The following is a 25,735-nucleotide window of genomic DNA, read 5'->3' as shown; positions in this document are numbered from 1 at the left end:
TTAGAGGTTTTTCCAATAAACAGCCCGCCTTTCCCGCCGGGATCACGCGCGGCCTGTAACAAGAGGACTCATCCATGCGCTCGACCCTCAAGTCGCTGATCGTCGCCGCCGCCGTAGTAGCTGCGACCAGCGCCCAGGCCGCCTCCGTGCACATCTACAACTGGTCTGATTACATCGGCGAATCGACGCTGGAAGAGTTCGAGAAGGAGACCGGCATCAAGCCCGTCTACGACGTCTTCGACTCCAATGAAACCCTTGAAGGCAAACTGTTGGCCGGCCGCAGCGGCTACGACGTGGTGGTGCCTTCCAACCATTTTCTCGGCAAGCAGATCCGTGCCGGTGCCTTCCAGGCACTGGACAAGAGCAAGCTGCCGAATTGGGAGAATCTCGACCCGGCGTTGCTCAAACAGCTGCAGAAGAACGACCCCGGCAACGCGCACGCCGCGCCCTATCTGTGGGGTACCAATGGCATCGGTTACAACGTTGAGAAGGTCAAGGCGGCGCTGGGCGTCGATGAGATCGACTCCTGGTCGGTGATTTTCGAGCCCGAGAACGCGGCCAAGTTGGCCAGCTGCGGTATCGCCTTCCTCGATTCAGCCGACGAGATGATCCCGGCCATGCTCAATTACCTGGGCCTGGACCCCAACAGCGAGAACGCTGCCGATTATCAGAAGGCCGAGGAGAAGCTCCTGGCGGTGCGTCCGCATGTGCGTTATTTCCACTCGTCCAAGTACATTTCCGACCTTGCCAATGGCAATATCTGCGTCGCCGCCGGGTTCTCCGGTGACGTGTTCCAGGCCGCCGCGCGCGCCGAGGAAGCCGGCAAGGGCATCGAGATCGCCTACGCCATTCCTACGGAGGGTGCCAACCTCTGGTTCGACATGCTTGCCATCCCCGCAGACGCCAGCAATGTCGAGCAAGCCCATGCGTTCATCAACTACCTACTGCGCCCCGAGGTGATTGCCGCGGTGAGCGATTACGTCGGTTACGCCAATCCTAATTTGAAGGCAGGCGAGCTGATGGACCAGGAGGTGCGTGCGGATGCCTCGGTGTATCCACCGCAGGAGGTGCTCGACCGCTTGTATGTCTCGGCCGAACTGCCGCCGAAGATTCAACGGCTGATGACCCGCACCTGGACCAAGGTGAAGTCCGGCAAGTGAATCCCGGAGTCCGTTCCATTTCGTCCACGGTGCTGCCAGGACGAAGCGGGGCGGCCTGAACGAAGGGCGCGTCCGATGACGCGCTCGTTGCAACGACCACTAGATACCCGGCCCAGGCCGGCCAACCTTTTTCATTTCGGGAGTTCGCGCATGGCCGTTGCCTCCAGCGCCTACAAGAAAGCCCTCAGTGGCGAGAGCAAGAACAAGCAGGTGCTGCTGAAGATCGACCGCGTCACCAAGAAATTCGATGAAACGGTGGCGGTCGATGATGTCTCGCTGAGCATCCATCAGGGCGAAATCTTCGCGCTGTTGGGCGGCTCCGGCTCGGGCAAGTCGACCCTGCTGCGCATGCTTGCCGGTTTCGAGCGGCCCACCGAGGGGCGCATCTTCCTCGATGGCCAGGACATCACTGACATGCCGCCGTACGAGCGGCCGATCAACATGATGTTCCAGTCCTACGCGCTGTTCCCGCACATGACGGTGGAGCAGAACATCGCCTTCGGTCTCAAGCAGGATGGCCTGCCGAAAGAGGAAGTCGAGGCGCGTGTGAAGGAGATGCTCGGTCTGGTGCAGATGACCCAGTACGCCAAGCGCAAGCCGCATCAGCTCTCCGGCGGCCAGCGCCAACGCGTGGCGCTGGCGCGTTCGCTGGCCAAACGGCCCAAGCTACTGCTGCTCGACGAGCCCATGGGTGCGCTGGACAAGAAGCTGCGCTCGCAGATGCAGCTGGAGCTGGTGCAGATCATCGAGCGCGTCGGCGTGACCTGCGTGATGGTCACCCACGACCAGGAAGAGGCCATGACCATGGCCGAACGGATCGCCATCATGCATCTGGGCTGGATTGCCCAGGTCGGCAGCCCGATGGACATCTACGAAACCCCGGCGAGCCGGCTGGTCTGCGAGTTCATCGGCAACGTCAACCTGTTCGAAGGCGAGCTGATCGAAGACATGGGCGACCACGCCGTCATCGCCAGCCCCGGCCTGGAAAACCCGATCTACGTCGGCCACGGCATCAGTACCCGCGCGCAGGACAAACAGATTACCTACGCGATTCGCCCCGAAAAGCTGCTGATCGGCACCGAACTGCCGGAATTGGAGCGCCCTGGCTACAACTGGGCCAAGGGCGTCGTCCACGATATCGCCTACCTCGGCGGTCATTCGGTGTACTACATCAAGCTGCCGTCCGGCGGCGTTTTGCAGGCCTTCATGGCCAACGCCGAGCGTCACGTGAAGCTGCCGACCTGGGAGGAAGAAGTGTACGTCTACTGGTGGGATGACAGCGGCGTGGTGCTGCAGGCATGAAGCGCTCGCCGTTGAATAGCGGACGCCGACTGGTCATCGGCGTGCCCTTCCTCTGGCTGTTCCTGTTCTTCCTGCTGCCGTTCGCCATCGTGCTGAAGATCAGCTTCGCCGAAGCGGATGTGGCGATACCGCCGTACACGGACATCTTCGCCTACGCCGACCAGCAGCTGCAGGTGCTGATCAACCTCGGCAACTACATCTTCCTCAGCGAAGACGAGTTGTATCTGGCGGCATATCTGGGCTCGCTGAGGATCGCCTTCTTCAGCACCTTGCTCTGCCTGTTGATCGGCTATCCCATGGCGTACGCCATCGCCCGGGCGCGCAAGGATCTGCAGACCGTGCTGCTGCTGCTGATCATGATGCCGACCTGGACGGCGATTCTGATCCGCGTCTACGCCTGGATGGGCATTCTCAGCAGCAACGGCCTGCTCAACAGCCTGCTGCTCGGCATGGGGCTGATCGACCGGCCGCTGCAGATACTCAACACCGATATCGCCGTGTACATCGGCGTGGTCTATTCCTATCTGCCGTTCATGATCCTGCCGCTCTACGCCAACCTGGTGAAGCACGACCCGAGCCTGCTGGAGGCCGCCTCCGACCTGGGCGCGCGCAACCTCACCAGCTTCTGGAAGATCACCGTGCCGCTGTCGAAGAACGGCATCATCGCGGGCTGCATGCTGGTGTTCATCCCTGTGGTCGGCGAGTTCGTCATCCCCGAGCTGCTCGGTGGTCCGGAGACGTTGATGATCGGTAAAGTGCTGTGGCAGGAGTTCTTCAACAACCGCGACTGGCCGGTGGCCTCGGCGCTGGCGGTGGTGATGCTGGCGATCCTGCTGGTGCCGATCATCCTGTTCAACCGGAACCAAGCCAAGGAACTGGAGGGCAAGCTATGAAACGCTGGAGCTTTTCCAACCTGATCCTGGTGCTCGGGCTCCTGTTCATCTACCTGCCGATGGTGATTCTGGTCATCTACTCGTTCAACGCCTCGCGGCTGGTGACGGTGTGGGGCGGCTGGTCGCTGAAGTGGTACGCCGGGCTGCTCGACAATTCGCAGCTGATGGGTGCGGTGATGCGCTCGCTGGAAGTCGCGGCCTACACCGCGATTGCTGCGGTGGCGCTGGGCACCATGGCTGCCTTCGTGCTCACGCGCATCCCGGTGTTCCGTGGCCGCACGCTGTTCGGTGGCCTGGTCACCGCGCCGCTGGTAATGCCGGAGGTGATTACCGGTCTGTCGCTGCTGCTGCTGTTCGTGGCTATGGCGCAGCTGGTCGGCTGGCCGGCGCAGCGCGGCCTGGTGACCATCTGGATTGCGCACACCACCTTCTGCTCGGCCTATGTCGCGGTGGTGGTGATGGCACGTCTGCGCGAGCTGGACCTGTCCATCGAGGAAGCGGCGATGGACCTTGGTGCGCGACCGTGGAAGGTGTTCTTCGTGATCACCATGCCGATGATCGCGCCTTCGCTGGCCGCTGGCGGCATGCTCTCCTTCGCCTTGTCGCTGGACGATCTGGTACTCGCCAGCTTCGTCTCCGGGCCGGGCTCGACCACCCTGCCGATGGAGATCTTCTCCGCCGTGCGCCTGGGTGTGAAACCGGAGATCAACGCGGTGGCCAGCCTGATCCTGCTCAGCGTTTCGCTGGCGACCTTCCTTGCCTGGTACCTCACCCGCCGTGCCGAAAAGCGCCGTATCCGCGCGATGCAGCAAGCGATGGATGAAAGCAATGCCAATCCCACCTGGCGTCAGGTGATCGACAGCCGCAAGGTGCTGGTACCGCCCTCGGCGCATAGCTGAGCGTCGGTTTGAGCACTAAACGACAAGGGCGCTTCGATGCGCCCTTGTCGTTTCAGGTAGTCCGTCCCCGCAATTGCGCGAGCCGTAGGGTGGATAACGCGAAGCTTGCCCACCGCTGGGCCTTCTCCGTCCTCGAGTCCGCCTTCATGGCTCGGTTTTCTGTTCGCAGCAACGATTCCCGCCCGGCGATGCAGAGCACCGCGAGAGGACTCCGGGTGTCAGCAGATGCGTCTGAGCACGATCAACTTTGTGGGCCGTACTTTACTGTTGCCAGTCGCAGAAACAGGCCACCGCCAGCGAGTGGGTGGCGCGGACCTTGCGCCCGGCGAGCACCGCATCGAGGATCGGCTCGACGAAGCTGTTGTCCGAGCTGCACACCGCGCCCTCGCTGTACGGGCCGATATAGACCAGTTCGCCGTTCTGGTCCCAGATGCCCACGGCGGGGCTCGCCGGCAATTGCTCGGCACCGGGCAGCTCGCTCAGTGGCTTCAGCGAAGCCAGCGGCGCGGGTAGCCGGCCTTTGCTGCCGGCCTTGCGCACTTCATAGAACTCGACGGGCTGCCCGGCGAAGCGTTTGAGCAATTCCTCAAGGTGCTGTTGATTGCCGACGTTGCATGGGCAACCCGGATCCCAGAAGTGCACGAAGCGCACCGGCCCTGGCCCCTGCAGTTCGGCCGGCAGGCGCAACGCGTCGCCGGAGAACAGCTCGGCACGCTCGCCGTCGAAGGTGCGCAGGTAGCGCGCTTCGAACCACCAGAACGCGGCCAGCATGGCGCCGCCCCAGAGCAGGGCGATCAGGGCGGCGATCAGGTATTTGCGACGGGCACTCATGGCTGGCTCCGATGTGGGTGCGCAAGCTTGCCATGACGCGGCCCAGAGCTGAATATCCCGAGTCCCAACCGTTCAAAGAAAGCCCATGCCTTCGCGTATCCAGCCCGATCGTCTGCGCAACAGCCTGCCTGCCCTGGCGGATGCGGCTGGCGCCTCCGCCGAAACGTTGCACTACCAGGCCTATTACGGCCTGGACATGCCACATCGGCGCAATGTGCAGCGCCGGCTGGGGCGTTTTCGCGTGCACGATTACGACGTGGTCGCTCAGGCCTGGTGGCCCGAACAGCCCCATGCCAGCCTGCTGATCCTGCACGGCTACTACGATCACATGGGCCTGTACCGCCATGTGGTCAACTGGGGACTTGAGATGGGCTTCGCCGTGCTCGCCTGCGACCTGCCCGGCCATGGCCTGTCCAGCGGTCCGCGGGCGAGCATCAACGAGTTCGATGAATATCAGGCGGTGCTCAGCGGGCTGTTCGAGCAGGCGCGTCAGCTCGATCTGCCACGTCCCTGGCATCTGCTCGGCCAGAGCACCGGCGGTGCCATCGCGCTGGATCATCTGCTGCACCAGGCCGACAATCCGGATCTGGGCCGTACCATCCTGCTGGCGCCATTGATTCGCCCGCGTGCCTGGTTGCGCTCGCGCATCAGCTACGAGTTGTTGCGGCGTTTCGTGCAGCAGATACCGCGCACGTTCAGCGAGAATTCCGGCGATCCGCGCTTTCTGGAATTCGTCCAGAGCCAGGACCCGCTGCAGCCGGACATCCTGCCCACGGCGTGGGTCGGCGCCCTGTCACGCTGGATCCCGCGTATCGAAGGGGCAGCAGGCAGCACGCACTCGCCGCTGATCATCCAGGGCGAGTCGGACATGACGGTGGACTGGCAGTACAACCTGCCGATCCTCGAGCGCAAGTTCGCTGGCGCGGAGGTCCTGCGCCTGCCCGAGGCACGCCATCATCTGGTGAACGAACGCGAGGAGCTGCGCCGCGCCTACTTCGACTTCCTGCGCGAGCGGCTTAAGTAACGCCGCTCAGATGCCCTGCTGCGGCTCCAGATCGGCGCCGCTCATGCCCACTGCCAGCCCGGCCCGCAGCGCCTGCAGCGCGGCCTGGTAATAGGCCTTGCCCGTGTCGGACTGGGCGAATTGCACGTACTCCTCCAGCTCGGCGTCGGACAGGTCGCGATAGACGTACAGCAGCGTGTTGTCGAGATCGGCTTCGATCTGCTCGATCATCCGCTTGCGCTGACTGCTCAGGAGGTTTTGCGCCTGATTGCCGCCGAGCAGGCCGGGAATCATCTGACTCAGGCTGTCGGCAGCGACACCGGCGAGCGCCAGGCTGACTTCTGCGCCCGCCTCGCTGGCAGGAATGGCCGTGGCCAGATGGCGGATCAGCAACTGCCGATTGCTGCCGGCTTCGACCCGCGGCAGCCCGTTGCTATGCTGAGCCAGTTGCTCGCGCCGCGCGGCCAGCACTTCGGCAGAGACGATCTTGCGGCCCAGGGTCGATTGGAAGAATTCCAGCGCCGCTTGCGGTTCTGGAAGATGTTCCCGCAACGCCCGTTGCGCGCGCTGGTCGATGGCATGGGAGGCGAAACGGCGGTTGCTGTTGGTCACCAGCGCCTGGAATACCGCAGGCGGCAGGGTGTCCTTGTAACGCTGCTGGGCGGCGCTCAGTGCATCGGCGAAATTGGCCCGCTGCTCGGTCCAGCCGGCGGTTTCGTAGAGTTCTTGATGAGTGTCGGCGAAGCTGGCGAAGCTGAAGGTCAGCAGTACACAGGTTAAAAGGGCGCGCATGGAAGCTCCTGTCTGGCGGGCGGTTCATTTTCCGTGCCCCGGCGCATGCTTGTCGAGGCGCGCGAGTGCTGCAGCCATCTGGCGCAGCGACGGTGCTTGTGGCGGGGTCGTAACAGACCCTAGACTCCTGCGGTATCCCTTCGGAGTCACTTCCTTGCAGTTCTCTTCGATCATCGACGACCTGGCCGAGCGCGGCTGGTCGCTGCAGAGTTCTTTTCTTCCCAGTGATGTGACCCACAAGCTGGCCGACGAGTGCCGCAGGCGCGAGGCCGAGGGCGCGCTGGCGCCTGCAGGGGTAGGCCGTGGCGAGGCACAGGCGGTGCGTGAAGGTATTCGCAGTGATCATATCCAGTGGCTGGAGCCGGGCCAGGCGGCGGTCTGCGACCAATACCTCGGGCTGATGGACGAACTGCGCCAAGCGCTCAACCGCGAGCTGTTTCTCGGCCTGGAAGAATTCGAGTGCCATTTCGCCTTCTATCCACCCGGGGCTTTCTACCAGACCCACCTGGATCGCTTTCGTGATGACGACAGCCGTTCGGTGACCGCGGTGCTCTACCTGAACCCGGACTGGCAGCCCGCCCATGCCGGTGAGCTGCGCATGCACATGCCCGACGGCTCGCAGCTCGACGTGCCGCCGCTGGCCGGCAACCTGGTGGTATTTCTCTCCGGCCATTTTCCCCATGAAGTGCTGGTCACCCAGGCCGATCGCCTGTCGCTGACCGGCTGGTTCCGTCGCCGCCCGGCGGACGTACTCGCCCTCTGACGAACCTGTTCTTCAGGCGAAAAAAAGCCCGGCGCAGGCCGGGCTAAAGGGAAGTAAGCGCTACGGGCTACATGCCCAGCCAGTTCGGCAGTGCCAGGGAAATCGACGGCACGTAGGTGATGATCATCAGGAAGCTCAGCAGCAGCGCCAGCCACGGCATCACGGCGCGGATCACCTGCGTCACCGGCATGCCCGTTACCGCCGAGGCGACGAACAGGTTCAGGCCCACCGGTGGCGTGATCAATCCGATCTCCATGTTGACCACCATGATGATGCCCAGGTGGATCGGGTCGATACCCAGCTGGATGGCGATCGGGAAGAGGATCGGCGCGAGAATCAGGATGATCGCCGAAGGCTCCATGAAGGCACCGGCGATCAGCAGCACGATGTTCACCACCAGCAGGAACATCCACGGTTGCAAGCCGGCCTCGATGACCCATGCGGTGATCGCCTGTGGAATCTGCTCGGTGGTCAGCACGTGGGCGAAGAGCATGGCGTTGGCGATGATGAACATCAGCATGATCGACAGCTTGCCGGACTCCAGCAGCACCTTCGGGCAGTCGCGGATGCGCAGGTCTTTGTAGACGAACAGCGCGACGAAGGCCGAGTACACCGCGGCCACCGCGGCGGCTTCGGTCGGTGTGAACATGCCGGAGTAGATGCCGCCGAGGATGATCACCATCAGCAGCAGGCCCCAGACCGCCTTGCGCGCGGCGGAGAGCCACTCGCGGAAGGTGGCGCGCGGCAGTGCCGGGAGGTTCTTCTTGATCGCGATGATGTAGATCGCAACCATCAGGCCCAGGCCGAGCATGAGGCCGGGGATGACACCGGCCATGAACAGCTTGCCAACCGAGGTTTCGGTAGCGGCGGCGTAGACCACCATGACCACCGACGGCGGGATCAGGATGCCCAGCGTACCGGCGTTACAGACGATGCCGGCGCCGAATGCCTGCGGGTAGCCGGAGCGCACCATGCCGGCGATGGCGATGGAGCCTACGGCAGCCACGGTAGCCGGCGATGAACCGGACAGTGCGGCGAACAGCATGCAGGCCAGCACCGCGCCGATTGCCAGGCCGCCACGGATGTGGCCGACGCAGGCGTTGGCGAAGTCGATGAGGCGACGGGCCACGCCACCGGTGGTCATGAAGGCACCGGCGAGCAGGAAGAACGGGATCGCCAGCAGGGTGTAGTGCTCGGAGGTCTCGAACAGCTTGATCGCCAGCGAACGCACCGAGTCCTGGCTGAAAATCATAATGGTCAGCGAGCCGGCGAGGCCAAGGGATACGGCCACCGGCACACCGATGAACATCAGCGCGAACAGGGCGAGGAACAGGAACAGAATGGTCATTACTTGGGCTCCTCTTCGCCGAGCTTGGCCGCTTCGGCCGCTTCATCGGCGAGGCCGAGTCCGGTCTGCTCGTTGCGCAGGATGCGCACGAAGATTTCGGCGAAACGGATGAACACCATGGCGAAGCCGAATGGCACGATCATGCCGATATGCCACTGCTTGATGCCGATATGGCCCAGGTCTTCCGCACCGATGTTGGCGATGAACAGGGTCTGGATCCATTCGAAGCTGGCCACCGTCAGCAGGCCGGCGTAACCCAGGCAGAACAGGCAGGCGATGATGCCGATGACGCGCTGGATATGCCGCGGTGCCAGCTTGACCAGCGCATCGACACCGATGTGGCCGGCAGTGCGCACGCCATAGGCGAGGCCGGAGAAAATCAGCCAGGCGAACAGCGCCTTGGTCAGCGCGGTGCTCCAGGTCATGGCCTGGGCCAGCCCGATGATGAAATCACCGATGGCGAACCAGAAGTCGGCGCTGCCTTCGAACCGGTCGCCCAGGTCGTAGAAGAGCGTGTAGAGGTTGTTGAGGATCACGTAGACGAAGGTCACCAGTGTCATGGCGGCCAACAGAAAGGCGATGAAACCTTCCTCGAAGTGGTCCCAGACGCGCCAGAGGGCGTTCATGGATGACATCTCCCGATGGACTGCTGTTGTGCGAAGGCAGCACGAGGTGCGCCGTGAACCAGCCGGGGCAGGCTGGGGACAGAGCAATGAAAAACTCTTGTTGTCACTGTCGAAGCGGCGTAGCCGGGGGATCACCTTGGCCAGGCCTGTCTGCCCTTGGTGCGGGCTTCGCCTTCGTCAGCTGCTATGTTTTTTCACTGAGCTGTCGAGTGTTTCGGGTGGTGCAGCAAAGGGGCGGGAGTACCCGCCCCTCGGCAAGGCTTAGTTAGCCTGGTTGGCTGCTTCGGCAGCCTTGATCAGATCAGCACCGATCTCGCCTTCGAACTTCTTCCAGACCGGCTTCATGGCTTCGCGCCACATTTCGCGCTGCTCCGGAGTCAGGTTGATGATCTCGGTGGTGCCAGCATCGACGATGCGCTGCTTGTCGGCCTGGTTCAGCTCGTCAGCCTGCTTGTTCACCGCGACGGTCACTTCGTCCAGGATGCTTTCCAGCTCGCCGCGTACGTCAGCCGGCAGACCGTTCCAGAACTTGGTGTTGGTGATCACCATGTAGTCCAGCAGACCGTGGTTGGACTCGGTGATGTACTTCTGCACTTCGTGCATCTTCTGCGAGTAGATGTTCGAGTAGGGGTTCTCGGCACCATTCACCACGCCAGTCTGCAGGCCCTGGTAGACCTCGGCGAAGCTCATCTTGCGCGGGTTGGCGCGCACGGCCTTGAACTGCTCGTCCAGTACGGCGGAAGCCTGTACGCGGAACTTCAGACCACGGGCATCCTTCGGCTCGCGCAGCGGCTTGTTGGCCGACAGCTGCTTCATGCCGTTGTGCCAGTAGCCCAGGCCGGTGATGTTCTTGTCTTCCATGGAGCGCAGCAGGCTCTGGCCGGCCTCGCCTTTCTGGAAGCGGTCGACTGCCGCGATATCGTCGAACAGGAACGGCAGGTCGAAGACCTGAACGCCCTTGGAGTAGTGTTCGAACTTGGCCAGCGACGGCGCGATCAGCTGAACGTCGCCCAGCAGCAGGGCTTCCATTTCCTTGCCATCACCGAACAGCGAGGAGTTCGGGTAAACCTGTACCTCGACCTTGCCGGCCAGACGCTCTTCCACCAGTTTCTTGAACATCAGCGCGCCCTGGCCTTTCGGCGTGTTCTCGGCGACGACGTGGGAGAACTTGATGGTGATCGGGTCAGCCGCATTGGCCAGACCAGCGATGCTCAGCGACAGGGCGCATGCCAGCGCCTTGGCAGTCAGTTTGAACATTGATGTTTCCTCTTGTTGTGGGTGGGAAGCCGCAGGGCATCCCGGCAGTAACCAGCAGGGCAAGTCTAGGCGCTCAGGCCTGGGTGCGATGCTCTATCGCTACTCGATCCGGCCGGTTCATTGAGTTTCAGGAGCAATGCCTGTGCCAATAGCTGGCAGAGCCGCCTGTGGGCAGCGAGTTTACCCAGCAATAGATGAAGGTTTGAATGGCCAATTGCCCGCAAGCGCGTCTAAGTCGCACCTTTGCGCGGGATTATCGGTACTCGCTAGGGCCGCGGCCTTACGACGGTCATTGCTGACTGGCGCAGCGCAAGCGGGCGGCGGTGATGGCGGTTTTCCGCCATCTATTCGCTTTCATCGGGCGGGCTTCCGCCAGCATCGGTGAAACTCAGGCCATGCTTGCGCAGCTTGTCGTGCAGCGTCTTGCGTGGCAGACCCAGCGCCTCGGCGACGCTGCGCAGCGAACCGTGCGGTCGGCTCAGTTCGGCGGCGATCAATGCGCGCTCGAAAGCCTCGACCTGCTCGCTGAGGTTGCCAGCGCCGGCGATGCCGACAGCCGGTTCGCCCGCCGACTGATCGAGCCCCAGGCCGAGGCCCAGGGCGAAGCGCTCGGCGGTGTTCTGCAGCTCGCGCACGTTGCCCGGCCAAGCGTGACGCAGCAATGCAGCGCGCTGCTCGGGCTGCAGTTCGCGAACCGGCAGGCCGTGGCGCTGGGCAGCGGCTTCGGCGAAATGCTGGAACAACAGCAGGATGTCCTCGTTGCGCTCGCGCAGCGACGGAATCCGCAGCGGTGCGACGTTGAGCCGGTAATACAGGTCGGCACGGAAGCGGCCTTGGTCGGCGGCTACGCGCAAATCCTCCTTGGTCGCGGCGATGACGCGGATATCCAGCGCGATCGACTGGTTGCCGCCGAGCCGCTCGACCACCCGTTCCTGCAGCAGCCGCAGCAGCTTGACCTGGACATCCAGGCTCATGCTCTCGATTTCGTCGAGAAACAGCGTGCCGCCATTGGCGAACTCGAACTTGCCGATCCGCCGCTTCTGCGCGCCGGTGAATGCACCCGGCTCATGACCGAACAGCTCGCTTTCCACCACCGATTCGGCCAGCGCCCCGGCGTTGATTGCGACGAAGGGCCCGTTACGCCGGCTGGACAGGTCATGTAAGGCACGGGCGACCACCTCCTTGCCGGCGCCGGTCTCGCCGAGGATCAGTACATCGGCCTGGGTGCCGGCCAGCGCGCCGATCTGTTCGCGCAAACGCAACATCGCCTTGGATTGGCCGAGCAGGCGCGCCGAAAGCTGCTGGCGGTCCGCCAGGGCCAGGCGCAGCGAGCGGTTGTCCAACACCAGCTGGCGCAGTGCCAGGGCACGCCGCACGCTGTCGAGCAGCGCTTCGCTGGCGAAGGGCTTTTCCAGGAAATCGTAAGCGCCGGCGCGCATGGCCTGTACCGCCAGCTGGATGTCGCCATGCCCGGTGATCAGGATCACCGGCAGCTCGCCGTCGCGGCTGCGCAATTGCTGCAGCAGCTCCAGGCCGTCGATCCCCGGCATGCGAATGTCGCTGACCACCACGCCCGGCCAGTCCGCCGGCAGCCGCGCGGCCAGCTCGCGGGCATCGCCCAGGCTGACCACCTGGAGGCCGGCGAGGTCGAGGGTCTGGCTCAGGGCCTGACGCAGATGCGGATCGTCGTCGATCAGCAGCACCTGCGCCTGGGCGCTGATCGGCTGGTCACTGCTCATTGAAAGTGGTCCTCGGTGGGGAAGGCGACGCCAGGTTCGGCGCAGCGCAGAAACAGGCCAAGTTGTGCGCCACCCTCGGGATGATTGCTCATGCGCAGCTCACCGCCGAGGGCGCGGGTGAGGGTATCGCAAATTGCCAGCCCAAGGCCCAGGCCCTGGGCGCTGGTCTTGGTGGTGAAGAATGGCTCGCGGGCACGCTGCAGCGCTTCCTCGCTGAAGCCGGGGCCGTTGTCGCGCAAGCTGAGCAACACGCCATCGCCCTGCTGCTCCGCGCGCAGCCAGATGCGCCGAGGTTGCGGCCGTTCGGCCAGTGCATCAAGGGCATTGGCCAGCAGATTGGCAAGGATCTGCCGCAGCCGCGTCTCGCCTGCCTGGACCCAGAGGGTGGCCTCCGGCAGATCGCGAATCAGCTCGACGCCCATGGCCTGGCGGCGCTTGGCGAGCAGAGCTAGGGCGTCGTCCAGCGCCGGTTGCAGCGCGACCCGTTCCGGTGCGTGCTGATCGCGCCGGGCGAAGGCGCGCAGGTGGGCGATGATCGAGGCCATGCGGGCGGTCAGTTCGCTGATCAGTCGCAGGTTGTCGCGTGCTTCGGCGTTGCGCTGCTGGTCGAGCAGCACCCCGGCGTTATCGGCATAGCTGCGAATGGCTGCCAGCGGCTGGTTGAGTTCGTGGCTGATGCTCGCCGACATGGTGCCCAGGGCCGATAGCTTGCCGGCCTGCAGCAGCTCGTCCTGGGCGCGCACCAGTTCCTGCTGGGCGTGTTCGCGCTCGAGCACTTCTACCTTGAGCCGACTGTTCAGCGCCTCCAGATCACGGGTGCGCTCCAGCACGCGCTGTTCCAGCTGCTGGCGCGCCTGGGTATCGAGGGCGAGCCGCTCGAGGAAATGGCGACGGCGCTGCATCAGCAGGCCAATCCAGAGCAATAGCGCCAGCAGCGTGGCCGCGCCGATGGCGACCACGGTGCGTACCGGTCGCTCGATCAGGTTTATTGGCGCGAGGATGCGCACCGTCCAGCCGGTCTCCTTGAGCTCCCGGCTCTGGATCAGCCAGGCATCGATGTTCAGCGTCAGATCCTGCGGATACAGGGTCGGATAGGGCTGATCGACGGCGATCTGCTCACGTTCGTCGACGCCCAGCCCGCGGGTCGCGCGAAAACGCCATTCCGGCCGCGAGGTGAGGATGACCACACCGAAGTTGTCGGTCACCAGCAGCTGCTCGGGTGTGCTGCCCCAGAGCGTTTCGGTGTGGTCGAGGTCGACCTTGACCACCAGCACGCCGAGGACCTGGTCGCCGTCGCGCACCGCCGCGCCGAAGTAGTAGCCGCGCTTGCCGGAGGTGGTGCCGAGGCCGAAGAAGCGGCCGAGGCGCCCTTCCATGGCCTGGCGAAAATACGGGCGGAAGGCGAAGTTGCGGTCGACGAAGCTGTCTTCCTCGTCCCAGTTGGAAGCGGCGAGGGTGTTGCCGTCCGTTCCCATGAGGTAGATCACGTCGGCGCCGGTCTGGTTGCGCAGGCGCTTGAGCAGACGGTTGGCGTTGTCACGCACCGCGGGTGAGTCAGCCTGCAGCACGGTGCGCAGCGCCGGCAGGTCGCCGAGAATGCGCGGTAGCACTTCATAGCGATTCAGTGTGCCGAGCAGGTTGGCCACGTAGAGGTCGAGGGTCTGTCGGTTCTGTTCGGTCAGTTCATTGCGGTAGTAGCGCTCGGCGAGCTGTTGCAGCGGCCAGAGCAAGGGCGCCAGCAGCAAGGCCAAAAGGGCGAGGTTGCGCCAGCGAGGGCGACGGGGAGGATGCAGTGCGGTCATGCGTGGGCGCCTGGGTGTCCGGCGCATTATGCACGCACAGCGTGCCGGCGTTCAGCGTCGATGATCGAGCCGGCTCCGTAGCGGGTGGGCCGAACGACAGCTGACAGATTGCCGCCGCCAAGCCGCCATGCGGGCTCAGCGACCGGCTGCGGCGGCCTGTGGGGGGGTAATAATGCCGAAGTCCTGCGACTGGGCAAGGCAGTCATGCATCGCAGTTTCCCAATCCGGTAGGCGGATGCCCCAGTCGCTCTGCAGGCGTGCGCAGTTGAGACGGGAGTTGAGCGGGCGCTGCGCCGCGGTGGGGTAGTCCTTTGACAGGATCGGCGTGATCTTGGCGCGTAGACGGCCCTGCTGGCGCAACTTCTCGGCGATGCTGCAGGCGAAGCCATACCAGGATGTCTCGCCGCTGGCGGTGAGGTGATACAGGCCGCTCGGGCCTGCTTCGCCTGTGCTGCGCTTGCGCACCATCTCGGCCGTGGTACGAGCGATGGTGGCGGCCCAGGTCGGCGCACCGATCTCGTCGCTGACCACCGAAAGCGCATCGCGCTCCTGCAGCAGACGCTGCATGGTCAGCAGGAAATTCTTGCCGTGCTGTGAATAGACCCAGCTGGTCCGCAGGATCAGGTATTCCCCTCCGACCGCCTGAATCGCCTGTTCTCCGGCCAGCTTGCTGGCGCCGTATACGCTCAGCGGCTGTGGCACGTCCGCTTCGGTATAGGGTTCGCCCTTGCGGCCGTCGAACACGTAGTCGGTGGAATAGTGGATCAGCGGCACGCCCAGGCGCGCGGCTTCTTCAGCGAGCACTCCGGGCCCGCGCGCATTGACCGCAAAGGCCAGCTCACGATGAGTTTCTGCCGGGTCGACGGCGGTGTAGGCCGCCGCGTTGATGATCAGGTCCGGCCGCACCAGGCGCACCTGTTCGCGGATCTGGTCCGGATCAGCGAGATTCAAGGCGTTGTGCCCGAGCGCCAGCAGCTTGCCGGCGCCCGCCAGCTCCAGCTGCAGTTCGCGGGCGAGCTGCCCCTGGCTGCCGGTGATCAGGATCTTCATGGAAACAGCTCCGCGTCGCTGAGGCGCTTGCCAGCCTGGTCCTTGGCGGACAGTTGTGGCGGTTCGTCGAACGGCCACTCGATGCCGAGCTCCGGATCGTTCCACAACAGGCTGCGCTCGTGCTCCGGCGCGTAGTAGTCAGTGGTCTTGTAGAGGAACTCGGCACTTTCGCTGAGCACCACGAAACCATGCGCGAACCCTTCGGGAATCCACAGCTGGCGTTGGTTCTGTGCACTCAGGTGCGTGCCGAACCAGCGGCCGAAGCTGGGCGAGCTTTTGCGCAGGTCGACAGCGACGTCGAATACCTCGCCGGCCACCACGCGCACCAGTTTCCCCTGCGGCTGCTGGATCTGGTAATGCAGGCCGCGCAGCACGCCACGCTGGGACTTGGAGTGGTTGTCCTGGACGAACTGGCGCTTGAGCCCCGTGGCCGCCTCGAAGGCGGCCGCGTTGAAGCTCTCGTAGAAGAAACCGCGTTCGTCGCCGAAGACCTTGGGCTCGATGATCAGTACGTCGGGAATGCTGGTTTCGATGATCTTCATGCGTCTTCACCGGCCAGTTTGAACAGGTACTGGCCGTAGCCGGTCTTGCCCAGGGCATCGGCGCGGCGCAGCAGCTGCTCGCGGTCGATCCACTTGTTCTGGTAGGCGATCTCCTCCAGGCAGGCAACCTTCAGGCCCTGGCGGTGCTCGATGGTCTGCACGTACTGCGAGGCCTCCAGCAGGCTGTCGTGGGTGCCGGTATCCAGCCAGGCGAAGCCACGGCCGAAGCGCTCGACGTTGAGATCGCCGCGCTCGAGGTAGGCCATGTTGACGTCGGTGATCTCCAGCTCGCCGCGTGGCGATGGCTTGATCGACTTGGCGATCTCGATCACGTCGTTGTCGTAGAAGTACAGGCCGGTCACCGCGTAGCTGGACTTGGGCTTCTTCGGCTTTTCCTCGATGGACAGCGCCTTGCCGGTCTCGTCGAAGTCGATCACGCCGAAGCGCTCCGGGTCCTTGACCCAGTAGCCGAACACGGTGGCGCCGCTCGGCTGGGCCGCGGCGCGCTGCAGCTTCTCGGTGAAGTGCTGGCCATGGAAGATGTTGTCGCCGAGGATCAAACACACCGAGTCGTCACCGATGAATTCTTCACCGATCAGGAACGCCTGGGCCAGGCCATCCGGCGAGGGCTGCTCGGCATAGCTGAAGTTGACACCGAACTGGCTACCGTCACCCAGCAGGTTCTTGTACTGCGGCAGATCCTGCGGCGTGGAAATGACCAAAATGTCGCGGATGCCGGCGAGCATCAGCACCGAAATCGGGTAGTAGGCCATCGGCTTGTCGTAGATCGGCAAGAGCTGCTTGGATACGCCAAGGGTGATGGGGTGCAGACGGGTGCCGGAGCCTCCGGCGAGGATGATTCCTTTCATGCGTTCTCCAGTGCGCCAAGGCGCTCGCGTTGATAGCTGCCGTCCTGAACGCGACGGCACCATTCGAGGTTGTCCAGATACCACTGCACGGTCTTGCGCAGGCCGGTCTGGAAGGTTTCCTGTGGCACCCAGCCGAGCTCACGCTCGATCTTGCTGGCGTCGATGGCGTAGCGCAGGTCATGGCCTGGGCGGTCCTTGACGAAGGTGATCAGGTCTTCATAGCGGGCGAGCCCGGCCGGCTTGCTCGGCGCTAGCTCTTCCAGCAGCGCGCAGATGCCGCGCACCACCTCGATGTTCTTCTGCTCGTTGTGGCCGCCGATGTTGTACGTCTCGCCAACCACGCCTTCGCTGACCACCTTGAACAGCGCGCGGGCATGGTCTTCGACGAACAGCCAGTCGCGAATCTGCGAACCGTCGCCGTACACTGGCAGCGGCTTGCCATCCAGCGCGTTGAGGATCACCAGCGGGATCAGCTTCTCGGGGAAGTGATACGGGCCGTAGTTGTTCGAGCAGTTGGTGATCAGCACCGGTAACCCGTAGGTGCGTTGCCAGGCGCGAACCAGGTGGTCCGACGAAGCCTTGCTGGCCGAGTAGGGCGAGCTGGGCGCGTAGGGTGTGGTCTCGGTAAACAGGTCATCGACGCCATGCAGGTCGCCATAGACCTCATCGGTGGAGATGTGGTGGAAGCGGAAGGCCTCGCGGCGTTCGGTCGGCAGGCTCTGCCAGTAGGCGCGGGTGGCCTCCAGCAGCTGGTAGGTGCCGACGATGTTGGTCTGGATGAACTCCGCCGGGCCGTCGATGGAACGGTCGACGTGGGATTCGGCGGCCAGATGCATGATGGCGTCCGGCTGGAAGTCCAGCAGCGCCTCGCTGACCCGCTCACGATCGGCGATGTCGGCCTGGAGGAACTGATAGCGCGGGTTGTCTTCCACGGCTGCCAGCGACTCCAGGTTGCCGGCATAGGTCAGCTTGTCCAGGTTGAGCACGCTGTGCTCGGTATCGAGAATGAGATGGCGGATCACTGCGGAGCCGATGAATCCGGCCCCGCCGGTAACGAGAATGCGCATAATGATTGGGCTTCCTTGGCGCGCTGTCGAGCGTCAGGCTCTTAGCATGTCGGCACGATAGACCGGCCGTCGATACAAAAATTCCCGAGCGGTGTCGGTAGCGGATGGCGATTACGGTGCGGCACGGCTTGATGGTTAATCGCGGTACCGGGCGGCCCCGCGTTGCAGAGCAATCGCTCGATGGCCTCGAATGTTCCGAGATGCTCGCAAAGGAGATTGGTCTTGTCGCAGCTTCCGCCAGCAGGTGCTGACCACGATACGCACGCGGTGCCAGCGTCCGGCGAGCAGAGTCATGGTGTCGCCAGCATCCTCGACCGCCTCGATGCGCTGGTTTACGTCTCCGACATGCAGACCTACGAATTGCTTTACCTGAACGAGTACGGCCGCAACGTTTGGGGCGACTACCAAGGTAAAACCTGCTGGCAGGTATTGCAGGCCGACCAGGACGGGCCATGCCGCTTCTGCAGCAATGGAAGGCTGCTCGATGCTCAGGGGCGGCCGGCGGGCGTGCATGTCTGGGAATTCCAGAACACCGCCAACGGTCATTGGTACCAATGCCGGGACCAAGCGATACCCTGGCCGGACGGGCGCATCGTGCGGCTGGAGATCGCCACCGACATTACCGCGCGCAAGCGCATCGAACAGGAACTGCATCTGGCCGTGACACGCGCTGAGGCGCTGGCGCGAACCGACGAGCTGACCGGGTTGAACAATCGTCGGGCATTCTTCGAACTGGGCGAACGGCTCTTCCCGCACAACCGTCGGGCGCGGCCGATGGCAGTCATCATGTTCGATATCGATCACTTCAAGCAGGTCAACGATACCTATGGGCATGCGATAGGCGATCAATTGCTGTGTTCGGTAGGTGAGGCGCTGCGTCCGTTGGTGCGCCCGAACGATGTGCTCGGGCGTCTGGGGGGCGAGGAATTCGCAGTGATTCTCGCCGATACGACGTTGGAACAGGCGGCGGCCACTGCCGAGCGGCTGCGCGCGGTAATCGAGGCGGTACAGGTGGCGGAGGGTGATCGAACAGTACGCTGTACCGCGAGCTTCGGTGTCGCTGCATGCAATTGCGCCACCTGCAACCTCGACGCTGTGCTCAGCGAGGCCGACGGCGCCCTGTTCCGGGCCAAGCACAGGGGGCGTAATCGCGTTGTGGCAGGTAGATCGGCCTAGCGCAACGACACCCGCAAGCGAGACAGTGCGCCAAGAAAGAACACCGCGCCGATCACCACCAGCGCCAGTAGCTGCGGCCAGACGATCGCCGCGCCGGCATTGCGGAACAGGATCGCCTGGGCCAGCTCGACGAAGTGCGTGGTTGGCGCTACCAGCATGATGTTCTGCACCAGCTCCGGCATGCTCTCACGCGGCGTCACGCCGCCGGAGAGGATCTGCAGCGGGATCAGGGTGAGGATCACCAAGAGACCCAGTTGCGGCATGGAGCGCGCCACCGTGCCGAAGAAGATGCCCATCGAGGTGGCGGCGAACAGGTGCAGCGCCGCGCCGCCGGCGAACAGCCACAGCGAACCCTGAATCGGAATATCCAGCCAGCCTTCCACCACGAAGCGCAGGGCGAACGCCGCTGCGGCCAGCACCACCAGGCCCATCGCCCAGACCTTGCCGACCATGATTTCGAATGGCGTCACCGGCATTACCAGTAGGTGTTCGATGGTGCCGTGCTCGCGTTCGCGGATCAGCGCCGCGCCGGTGAGGATGATCGCCAGCATGGTGATCTGGTTGATCACCTCGTTCACCGCGCCGAACCAGGCTCGGCTCAGGTTGGGATTGAAGGCCGTGCGCACCACCGCCTCGACTGGCAAGGCATCGCTGCTGCGATAGCGGCGGACGAACTCGGCGGTCTCGCTGGCGATGATCTGCTGGATATGCCCGGCGCCGGTGAACGCCTGGCTGACCTGGGTGGCATCGACGTTGAGCTGGATGGTCGGCTGGCGGCCGGCGAGCAGGTCCTGCTGGAAGCGCGGCGGAATGTTCAGGGTGAAGGTGTAGAGGCCGTCGTCCATGCCGCTGTCCATTTCCTGCAGGCTGATCGCTTTCGGCTCGATGAAATAGGGCAGCTGGAAGGCGTTGATGATGCGCAGCGAGGCTTGCGAGCGATCCTCGTCGACTACCGCGATGCTCGCCCGGTGCGGTGCCTCAGGCACGGCGGTGGCACCTTCGTAGATGGCCAGGGTGAACGAATAGATGATCAGCACCAGCATCGCCGGGTCGCGGTAGAGGCTGCGCAGCTCCTTGAGGCCGAGCTGGAAGATGTTGCCGAGTTTGCGTTGCAGGTAGCCCATGTCACTTCTCCTGCTTGCGCAGCCCGGCGACGCTGAGCAGGGTCAGCAGCGGGATGGCCAGCAGCATGGGGATGAAGTAGGGATACAGCTCGGCCAGCCCGAGCGCCTTGGAGAACACCCCGCGGCTGATGATCAGGAAGTGACTGGTCGGGTAGAGCTTGCCGATGAAGGCGCCGGCGCCCTCCATCGCCGAGACCGGGTGGATCAGTCCGGAGAACTGGATGGCCGGCAACAGGGTGACGATGGTGGTGCCGAAGATCGCCGCGATCTGGCTGTTCAGGATCGACGACATCAACAGGCCCAGGCCGGTGGCACAGGTCACATAGAGCAGCGCGCCGAGGCAGAGGGTGAACAGGCTGCCCTTGATCGGGATGCCGAAGACGAACACCGCCAGCAGTGCCAGGGTGGCGAAATTGAACATGCCCAGCGCGATGTACGGCAGCTGCTTGCCGAGCAGAAATTCCAGGCGGGTGGTTGGCGTGACGTAGAAGTTGGTGATCGAGCCCAGCTCCTTTTCGCGCACCACACCCAGGGCGGTGAGCATCGCCGGGATCATCATCAACAGTAGCGGGATCATCGCCGGCGCCATGGCCGGCAGGCTCTGCACGTCGGGGTTGTAGCGATAACGGATGGCAACGTCGGCTGGCGACACCTGCCCATCGACACCTGCCTCGCGGGCCAGCTGCTGCAGATACGTCAGGTGGATGCCCTGCACGTAGCCCTTGATGGTGTCGGCGCGCATCGGCATGGCGCCATCGATCCAGAAGGCCACCTGAGGCACCGCACCCCGTTTGAGATCGCGGCCGAAGTTCGGCGGAATCTCCACGGCCAGGCTGATGTCGTTGCTGCGCATGCGTTGATCGAGTTCGGCATGGTTGGCCAACGGTGCCTTCTCGATGAAATAGCGCGAACCGGCCATGTTCAGCAGGTAGTGCTGGCTGGTGGTGGTCTGGTCGCGGTCGAGCACGGCATAGGTCAGGTTCTCCACGTCGAAGCTGACGCCGTAGCCCATGATGAACATCAGCAGCACGCTGCCGAGCATCGCCAGCGTGGCGCGGATCGGGTCGCGGCGCAGCTCCATGGCCTCGCGACGGGTGTAGCTGAGCAGGCGGCGCAGGCTGAAGCGGGCCTGACGGCCATTGTTGCCGGCCGGTTGGATCGGGTTGCGTGTCGCGGCAGGAGGCGCTGCTGGCTGTTCGGCGGCATGTGCGGCGGCGGCTTCCTCCAGGTAGGCGATAAAGGTCTCTTCCAGCGTCGGCAGGCCGCGCTTGGCCATCAAGGCCTGCGGAGTATCACTGTCGAGCACCCGCCCGGCGTGCATCAGCGAGATGCGATCGCAGCGCAGCGCCTCGTTCATGAAGTGGGTGGAGATGAAGATGGTCACGCCGTCTTCGCGGGACAGCTGCACCAGCAACTCCCAGAAACCGTCGCGGGCTACCGGATCGACCCCCGAGGTGGGTTCGTCGAGGATGAGGATTTCCGGGTTGTGGATCACCGCCACCGCCAGCGACAGGCGCTGGCGCACGCCCAGCGGCAGGCTGCTGGGCAGGCTTTCGGCATCGCCGGTGAGGTCGAAGCGGGTGAGCATCTCCTGAATGCGCGTGGCGCGCCGCTCCACCGGCAGGTGGAACAGTCGCGCATGCAGCTCGAGGTTCTGCAGCACGGTCAGCTCGCTGTACAGCGAGAAGGCCTGGGACATGTAGCCGACGCGCTGGCGGGTCTGCATGTCGTGCGGGTCCACCGGTTTGCCGAACAGCAGGGCGTCGCCCTCGCTGGCCGGCAGCAGGCCGGTGAGCATCTTCATGGTGGTGGTTTTGCCACAGCCATTGGAGCCGAGGAAGCCAAAGATCTCGCCGCGGGCAATGCGGAAATTGACCTGATCCACTGCGACGAAATCGCCGAAACGCATGGTCAGGCCGTGAGCCTCGATGGCAATGCTGTCACTGTGCGGCTGCGGAGGGATGACCAGTTCGCGATGCTGGCTGCGTTTGGCCTCGGGCAGCAGGCGGATGAAAGCCTGCTCAAGCGACTCGCTGTCGGTGCGCGCCAGCAACTCGGCTGGCGTACCGGTGGCGAGTACGCGCCCGGCGTCCATCGCCACCAGATGATCGAAGCGCTGCGCCTCGTCCATATAGGCGGTGGCGACCAGCACGCTCATCTGCGGGCGCTCGCCGCGGATGCGCTCGATCAGCTCCCAGAATTGCGCGCGCGACAGCGGGTCGACGCCGGTGGTGGGCTCGTCGAGGATCAGTAGGTCGGGGTCATGGATCAGTGCGCAGCAGAGGCCGAGCTTCTGCTTCATGCCACCGGAGAGCTTGCCCGCCGGGCGGTCGACGAAGGGGCCAAGGCCGGTGCTGCGGGTCAGTTCGGCGATGCGCCAGTGCCGTTCCTCGGCGTCCTGGCCGAACAGCCGGCCGAAGAACTCGAGGTTCTCGAACACCGTCAGCGTCGGATACAGGTTCTTGCCCAGCCCCTGCGGCATATAGGCGATGCGCGGGCAGACGGCGCGGCGGTGGCCGGCATCGGCCATGTCGCCGTCGAGCACCTGCACATGGCCCTGCTGCAACTTGCGCGCACCGGCTATCAGCGCCAGCAGGCTGGATTTGCCGACCCCGTCCGGCCCGATCAGGCCGACCATGCAGCGCGCCGGCAGGGACAGGCTGAGGTCGTCCAGCGCGCGAGTCTTGCCGTACTCCAGGCTGACCCCTTCCACTTGCGCCACAGGCGCGAGCGACTGGCTCATGAGCCGACATTGATCTGCAGGTGCGCCGGCCACTCGGCCTCAGCGTCGAGCTTCAGATAGGCCATGCCCGGCAGCCCGGTCTTGACCTGCTCCATGTGCTTTCTCAGCAGCTCCGGGTCGATGCGTGCCTTGACGCGGAACATCAGCTTTTCGCGCTCGCTCTCGGTCTCTACGGTTTTCGGCGTGAACTGCGCGACGCTGGCGACGTAGGTGACCTTGGCCGGAATCACGTACTGCGGCGCTGCATCGATCACCAGGCGCACCTCGCTGCCCATCGCCACTCGGCCGGCCTGGCGCTCGGGAAGGAAGAAGGTCATGTAGACGTCGGCCAGATCGACCAGATTGAGCAGCTTGCCGCCGGCACCCAACACCTCGCCCGGCTGTGCCACGCGGTACTGCACCCGGGCCACACGATCGGTTTTCAGCTCACTGTCGCTGATGTCTGCCTGCAGCCGCACGACGCTGGCCTGGGCCGCTTCCAGAGCCGATTGCGCTTCGATGACCTGGGATTTGGCGGCGGCGATGCCGGCATCGGCCGAGAGCACCTGCGAACGCGAAGCGGCCAGAGCGGCCTGCGCGCTTTGCATGGCGGCGAGGTCGTCGTCCAGCTGCTGGCGCGGCAGGGCATTGCGTCCGACCAGGGTTTCGGTGCGCTGGTGGCGCTTCTGCGCAGCGGTCAGTTCGGCGCGCCGTTGCAGTACCACTGCCTCGGCCGTGGCCTTTTCGCTCTCGCGCTGGGTAACCAGCGCCTGGGCGGTGAGGATGGCGTTCTCCGCCTGACGCACCTGGGCACGGGCCTGGTTGAGCTGGGCCTCGAGCACTTCGGTATCCATGCGAGCGATGACCTGGCCCGGTTGGACGAAGTCGCCTTCGTCGACGCTGATCTCGCGGATTCGCCCACCGAGCTTGGTCGCCACGTCGATCTCGGTCGCCTCGATACGCCCGTTACCGCTGGCGAACCCGTCGCCCAGGCCATCCGTGCGCAGCTCCGACCAAGCCAGCAGGCCGATGACCACGAGCGCGACGAGCGCGAACAGCACCCGGCGAAGATTTTTCTGGGCTGGCGCTTTCATGAGCGTTCCTTACGTGAAGCGATAGTTCGCATGCTAAGCGATTGCCATGAAGCTTGCGTTTAGCCTGCGTCAATAAAACTGCGGTTCAGCGCCTTTAATCGACTTTTTCGCCGGTTTTCACTGCGCGGGATGGCTTTTTGCTACCGCCACGACCCAACCTTGCAACTGCTGACTCAGCTCGTCGCTGGCCTGGGCGAAGGCATCGACGACGCTTTCCAGTTGTGGGCTGTGGGCGGGCTGGAGAATGTCGAAGCGGCGACTGGCGAGAATCCGCTGGTCAGCGGTCGAGGCGAGCTGCGCGTCGAGACGGATCCGCACATGAGGGCGGCCGTCGATGTATTCGCTTTGAAATGCCCTCAGATCGCTGAACAGCTCCAGCTCGGCGAACAGGTTGCTGTCTTCGCTGCTCACCGGCGTCGTTCCGCTCTGTCTGAACTGTTCGATTAGCCGATCGCGCAGCAGTGTCGGCGCGGCATCGCCCCAGCGCGCGCCCTGATAGCTGCTGATCTGGTTGCCATCCGGCACCACGGCGATGCGTGGCCCGGCAAGGATACGGCTGGCATGTGGGGTGTGGATGCGCAGCGCCTGCTGCAGCGGCGTAGCGGATTGGTTTGTGGGTGCGTCCGTGATCGGCAGCAGGTAGACCCGGATAGGCTCCGCTTCTGGCAGCAGCGTGCAGGCCGAGAGCGCGCCGAGCAGCGTCGCGAGGGCGAAGGAACGGATCTGCGCTATGCGGCTCATGGGGTGAACTCCTGGATCTTCTCGCGACCGAGCAGGAAGCCGCTCGGGTTGTCTTCGAGGCGCTGGGTGACACGACGCAGCGCCCCGAGGGTGCCGCGCAGTTCATTGATTGCCGGACCGAGGTCGCTGAAGCCCTGCAGGCCGTTGTTCAGCGCGCCCTGGTTGTCGCTCAGCAGCGTGTCCAGGCGCGACGTGGCACGCTCCAGCGCAGCCATCGACTCGCCGGCGCGGCTCAGCAGCTGGCGCCCCTCCTCGTCGATCAGACCGTTGGCGTTCTGCGTCAGGCGAGTGATTTCCGCCAGTGCGGTGTTGGTCTGCTGCCCCAGTTGGCCGAGCTGGGTCAGGGCCTGGCTGAGGTCGCCCCGTTGTTCGGCCAGCACGCTGGTCGCCTGTTCCAGATTGGCCAGGGTGCGGCCGATGCGACCGGCATTGTCCTCGGAGAGCATCAGGTTGGCGCTGCGCAGCAGGTTGTTGATGTTGGTCATCAGGTCTTCGCCGTTCTCCAATAGCGCGCTCAGCGGCGATGGATCGGCGATGATCAGTGGCGGCTCGCCGCGCTTGCCCTCCAGTGGCGGGCTCTGCGGCGTGCCGCTGTGCAGCTGGATGATCATGCTGCCGGTGATGTTGGCCAGCGCCAGGCGCGCTCGGGTGTCCTGCTTGATCGGTGTGCCGGAATACACGCGGATGCGCGCCCGCACCTTGCGTGGGTCGTCCGGCTCCAGCCACAGCGCTTCGACGTCACCGACCTTGATGCCGCTGTACTCCACCGAGCTGCCATTGGACAGCCCGCTGACCGCGCGATTGAAGCTGATCTCGTAGTAGTTGTACTCGCGGTCCATGCTCGACTTGCCAAGCCAGAGGGCGAACAGCAGGGCGCCGCCGACTGCCAGTACGGTGAACAGGCCGATCAGCACGTGATGGGCGCGGGTTTCCAT

23 protein-coding genes are annotated in these 25,735 nt (G+C 64.2%); 7 read left to right on the top strand and 16 right to left on the bottom strand.

What is annotated here, in order from left to right; translation table 11 throughout:
* Nucleotides 1-74: 74 nt before the first annotated feature.
* The 4 genes from UIB01_RS21345 (at nucleotide 75) to UIB01_RS21330 (ending at nucleotide 4,254) form a co-directional block, all read left to right on the top strand.
* Entirely contained in the window at nucleotides 75-1,160 is a 1,086-nt protein-coding gene (locus tag UIB01_RS21345) for a polyamine ABC transporter substrate-binding protein (protein ID WP_038665055.1), read from the top strand.
* Nucleotides 1,161-1,310: 150 nt separating this feature from the next.
* On the top strand, nucleotides 1,311-2,462 hold the full coding sequence (potA, locus tag UIB01_RS21340; RefSeq protein WP_038665052.1) for a polyamine ABC transporter ATP-binding protein: 1,152 nt from the start codon (nucleotides 1,311-1,313) through the stop codon (nucleotides 2,460-2,462).
* The gene (locus UIB01_RS21335; RefSeq protein WP_038665049.1) at nucleotides 2,459-3,355 is read left to right on the top strand and encodes an ABC transporter permease subunit; all 897 of its coding nucleotides are present in this window, start codon (nucleotides 2,459-2,461) and stop codon (nucleotides 3,353-3,355) included. Before potA ends, UIB01_RS21335 begins: the two co-directional genes overlap by 4 nt.
* On the top strand, nucleotides 3,352-4,254 hold the full coding sequence (locus UIB01_RS21330) for an ABC transporter permease subunit (protein ID WP_038665047.1): 903 nt from the start codon (nucleotides 3,352-3,354) through the stop codon (nucleotides 4,252-4,254). The genes UIB01_RS21335 and UIB01_RS21330 overlap by 4 nt, the downstream gene beginning before the upstream one ends.
* A 261-nt stretch (nucleotides 4,255-4,515) precedes the next feature.
* Here UIB01_RS21330 and UIB01_RS21325 read toward each other — a convergent pair whose 3' ends face one another.
* Nucleotides 4,516-5,085 carry a DUF6436 domain-containing protein gene (locus UIB01_RS21325; protein WP_038665044.1) on the bottom strand — a complete coding sequence of 190 codons (570 nt, stop codon included), beginning with the start codon at nucleotides 5,083-5,085 and terminating at the stop codon, nucleotides 4,516-4,518.
* Nucleotides 5,086-5,170: 85 nt separating this feature from the next.
* Here UIB01_RS21325 and bipL point away from each other — a divergent pair, with 85 nt between their 5' ends.
* On the top strand, nucleotides 5,171-6,109 hold the full coding sequence (bipL, locus tag UIB01_RS21320) for a phospholipase BipL (protein ID WP_038665041.1): 939 nt from the start codon (nucleotides 5,171-5,173) through the stop codon (nucleotides 6,107-6,109).
* 6 nt (nucleotides 6,110-6,115) lie between these two features.
* Here bipL and UIB01_RS21315 read toward each other — a convergent pair whose 3' ends face one another.
* Nucleotides 6,116-6,880: a hypothetical protein gene (locus tag UIB01_RS21315; RefSeq protein ID WP_038665038.1), complete on the bottom strand. Its 765-nt coding sequence runs from the start codon at nucleotides 6,878-6,880 to the stop codon at nucleotides 6,116-6,118.
* Between the two features lie 154 nt (nucleotides 6,881-7,034).
* Here UIB01_RS21315 and UIB01_RS21310 point away from each other — a divergent pair, with 154 nt between their 5' ends.
* Entirely contained in the window at nucleotides 7,035-7,643 is a 609-nt protein-coding gene (locus UIB01_RS21310; RefSeq protein WP_038665035.1) for a 2OG-Fe(II) oxygenase, read from the top strand.
* Between the two features lie 67 nt (nucleotides 7,644-7,710).
* Here the strand turns inward: UIB01_RS21310 and dctM are convergent, their stop codons facing one another.
* The 9 genes from dctM to rfbB all read right to left on the bottom strand — a co-directional run bounded on the left by dctM (nucleotide 7,711) and on the right by rfbB (nucleotide 17,943).
* A complete protein-coding gene (gene dctM / locus UIB01_RS21305; RefSeq protein WP_038665032.1) occupies nucleotides 7,711-8,991 on the bottom strand; it encodes a C4-dicarboxylate TRAP transporter large permease protein DctM in 1,281 nt (426 codons plus the stop codon).
* Nucleotides 8,991-9,617: a TRAP transporter small permease gene (locus UIB01_RS21300; RefSeq protein WP_038665029.1), complete on the bottom strand. Its 627-nt coding sequence runs from the start codon at nucleotides 9,615-9,617 to the stop codon at nucleotides 8,991-8,993. The genes dctM and UIB01_RS21300 overlap by 1 nt, the downstream gene beginning before the upstream one ends.
* A gap of 261 nt (nucleotides 9,618-9,878) precedes the next feature.
* Entirely contained in the window at nucleotides 9,879-10,874 is a 996-nt protein-coding gene (gene dctP, locus UIB01_RS21295) for a C4-dicarboxylate TRAP substrate-binding protein DctP (RefSeq protein WP_038665025.1), read from the bottom strand.
* 344 nt (nucleotides 10,875-11,218) lie between these two features.
* On the bottom strand, nucleotides 11,219-12,613 hold the full coding sequence (locus UIB01_RS21290; RefSeq protein WP_038665021.1) for a sigma-54-dependent transcriptional regulator: 1,395 nt from the start codon (nucleotides 12,611-12,613) through the stop codon (nucleotides 11,219-11,221).
* A complete protein-coding gene (locus UIB01_RS21285; RefSeq protein WP_038665018.1) occupies nucleotides 12,610-14,415 on the bottom strand; it encodes a sensor histidine kinase in 1,806 nt (601 codons plus the stop codon). The genes UIB01_RS21290 and UIB01_RS21285 overlap by 4 nt, the downstream gene beginning before the upstream one ends.
* Nucleotides 14,416-14,550: 135 nt before the next feature.
* Nucleotides 14,551-15,465: a dTDP-4-dehydrorhamnose reductase gene (gene rfbD / locus UIB01_RS21280; protein ID WP_038665015.1), complete on the bottom strand. Its 915-nt coding sequence runs from the start codon at nucleotides 15,463-15,465 to the stop codon at nucleotides 14,551-14,553.
* Nucleotides 15,462-16,007: a dTDP-4-dehydrorhamnose 3,5-epimerase gene (gene rfbC / locus UIB01_RS21275; protein ID WP_038665011.1), complete on the bottom strand. Its 546-nt coding sequence runs from the start codon at nucleotides 16,005-16,007 to the stop codon at nucleotides 15,462-15,464. Before rfbC ends, rfbD begins: the two co-directional genes overlap by 4 nt.
* The gene (gene rfbA / locus UIB01_RS21270) at nucleotides 16,004-16,876 is read right to left on the bottom strand and encodes a glucose-1-phosphate thymidylyltransferase RfbA (RefSeq protein ID WP_038665008.1); all 873 of its coding nucleotides are present in this window, start codon (nucleotides 16,874-16,876) and stop codon (nucleotides 16,004-16,006) included. Before rfbA ends, rfbC begins: the two co-directional genes overlap by 4 nt.
* Entirely contained in the window at nucleotides 16,873-17,943 is a 1,071-nt protein-coding gene (gene rfbB / locus UIB01_RS21265) for a dTDP-glucose 4,6-dehydratase (RefSeq protein ID WP_038665005.1), read from the bottom strand. The genes rfbA and rfbB overlap by 4 nt, the downstream gene beginning before the upstream one ends.
* Nucleotides 17,944-18,165: 222 nt before the next feature.
* On the opposite strand from rfbB, the gene UIB01_RS21260 reads away from it, so the two are divergent.
* A complete protein-coding gene (locus UIB01_RS21260) occupies nucleotides 18,166-19,119 on the top strand; it encodes a GGDEF domain-containing protein (protein WP_230585273.1) in 954 nt (317 codons plus the stop codon).
* Here the strand turns inward: UIB01_RS21260 and UIB01_RS21255 are convergent.
* From UIB01_RS21255 to UIB01_RS21235, 5 genes are all read right to left on the bottom strand, one after another.
* On the bottom strand, nucleotides 19,116-20,243 hold the full coding sequence (locus UIB01_RS21255; RefSeq protein WP_038665002.1) for an ABC transporter permease: 1,128 nt from the start codon (nucleotides 20,241-20,243) through the stop codon (nucleotides 19,116-19,118). The genes UIB01_RS21260 and UIB01_RS21255 overlap by 4 nt on opposite strands.
* A gap of 1 nt (nucleotide 20,244) precedes the next feature.
* Nucleotides 20,245-22,986: a ribosome-associated ATPase/putative transporter RbbA gene (gene rbbA / locus UIB01_RS21250; protein WP_038664999.1), complete on the bottom strand. Its 2,742-nt coding sequence runs from the start codon at nucleotides 22,984-22,986 to the stop codon at nucleotides 20,245-20,247.
* Nucleotides 22,983-24,059 (bottom strand): HlyD family secretion protein, encoded by a 1,077-nt coding sequence (locus tag UIB01_RS21245; protein ID WP_038664996.1) that lies wholly within the window; start codon nucleotides 24,057-24,059, stop codon nucleotides 22,983-22,985. Before UIB01_RS21245 ends, rbbA begins: the two co-directional genes overlap by 4 nt.
* Nucleotides 24,060-24,176: 117 nt before the next feature.
* Entirely contained in the window at nucleotides 24,177-24,800 is a 624-nt protein-coding gene (locus UIB01_RS21240; RefSeq protein ID WP_038664993.1) for an ABC-type transport auxiliary lipoprotein family protein, read from the bottom strand.
* A complete protein-coding gene (locus UIB01_RS21235) occupies nucleotides 24,797-25,735 on the bottom strand; it encodes an MlaD family protein (protein WP_038664990.1) in 939 nt (312 codons plus the stop codon). The genes UIB01_RS21240 and UIB01_RS21235 overlap by 4 nt, the downstream gene beginning before the upstream one ends.

This window comes from Stutzerimonas decontaminans (assembly GCF_000661915.1).
In the GTDB taxonomy this organism is placed as follows: Bacteria; Pseudomonadota; Gammaproteobacteria; order Pseudomonadales; family Pseudomonadaceae; genus Stutzerimonas; species Stutzerimonas decontaminans.
The sequence above is the reverse complement of the archived record's forward strand: the minus strand, read 5'-3'. Positions and strand labels throughout refer to the sequence as shown.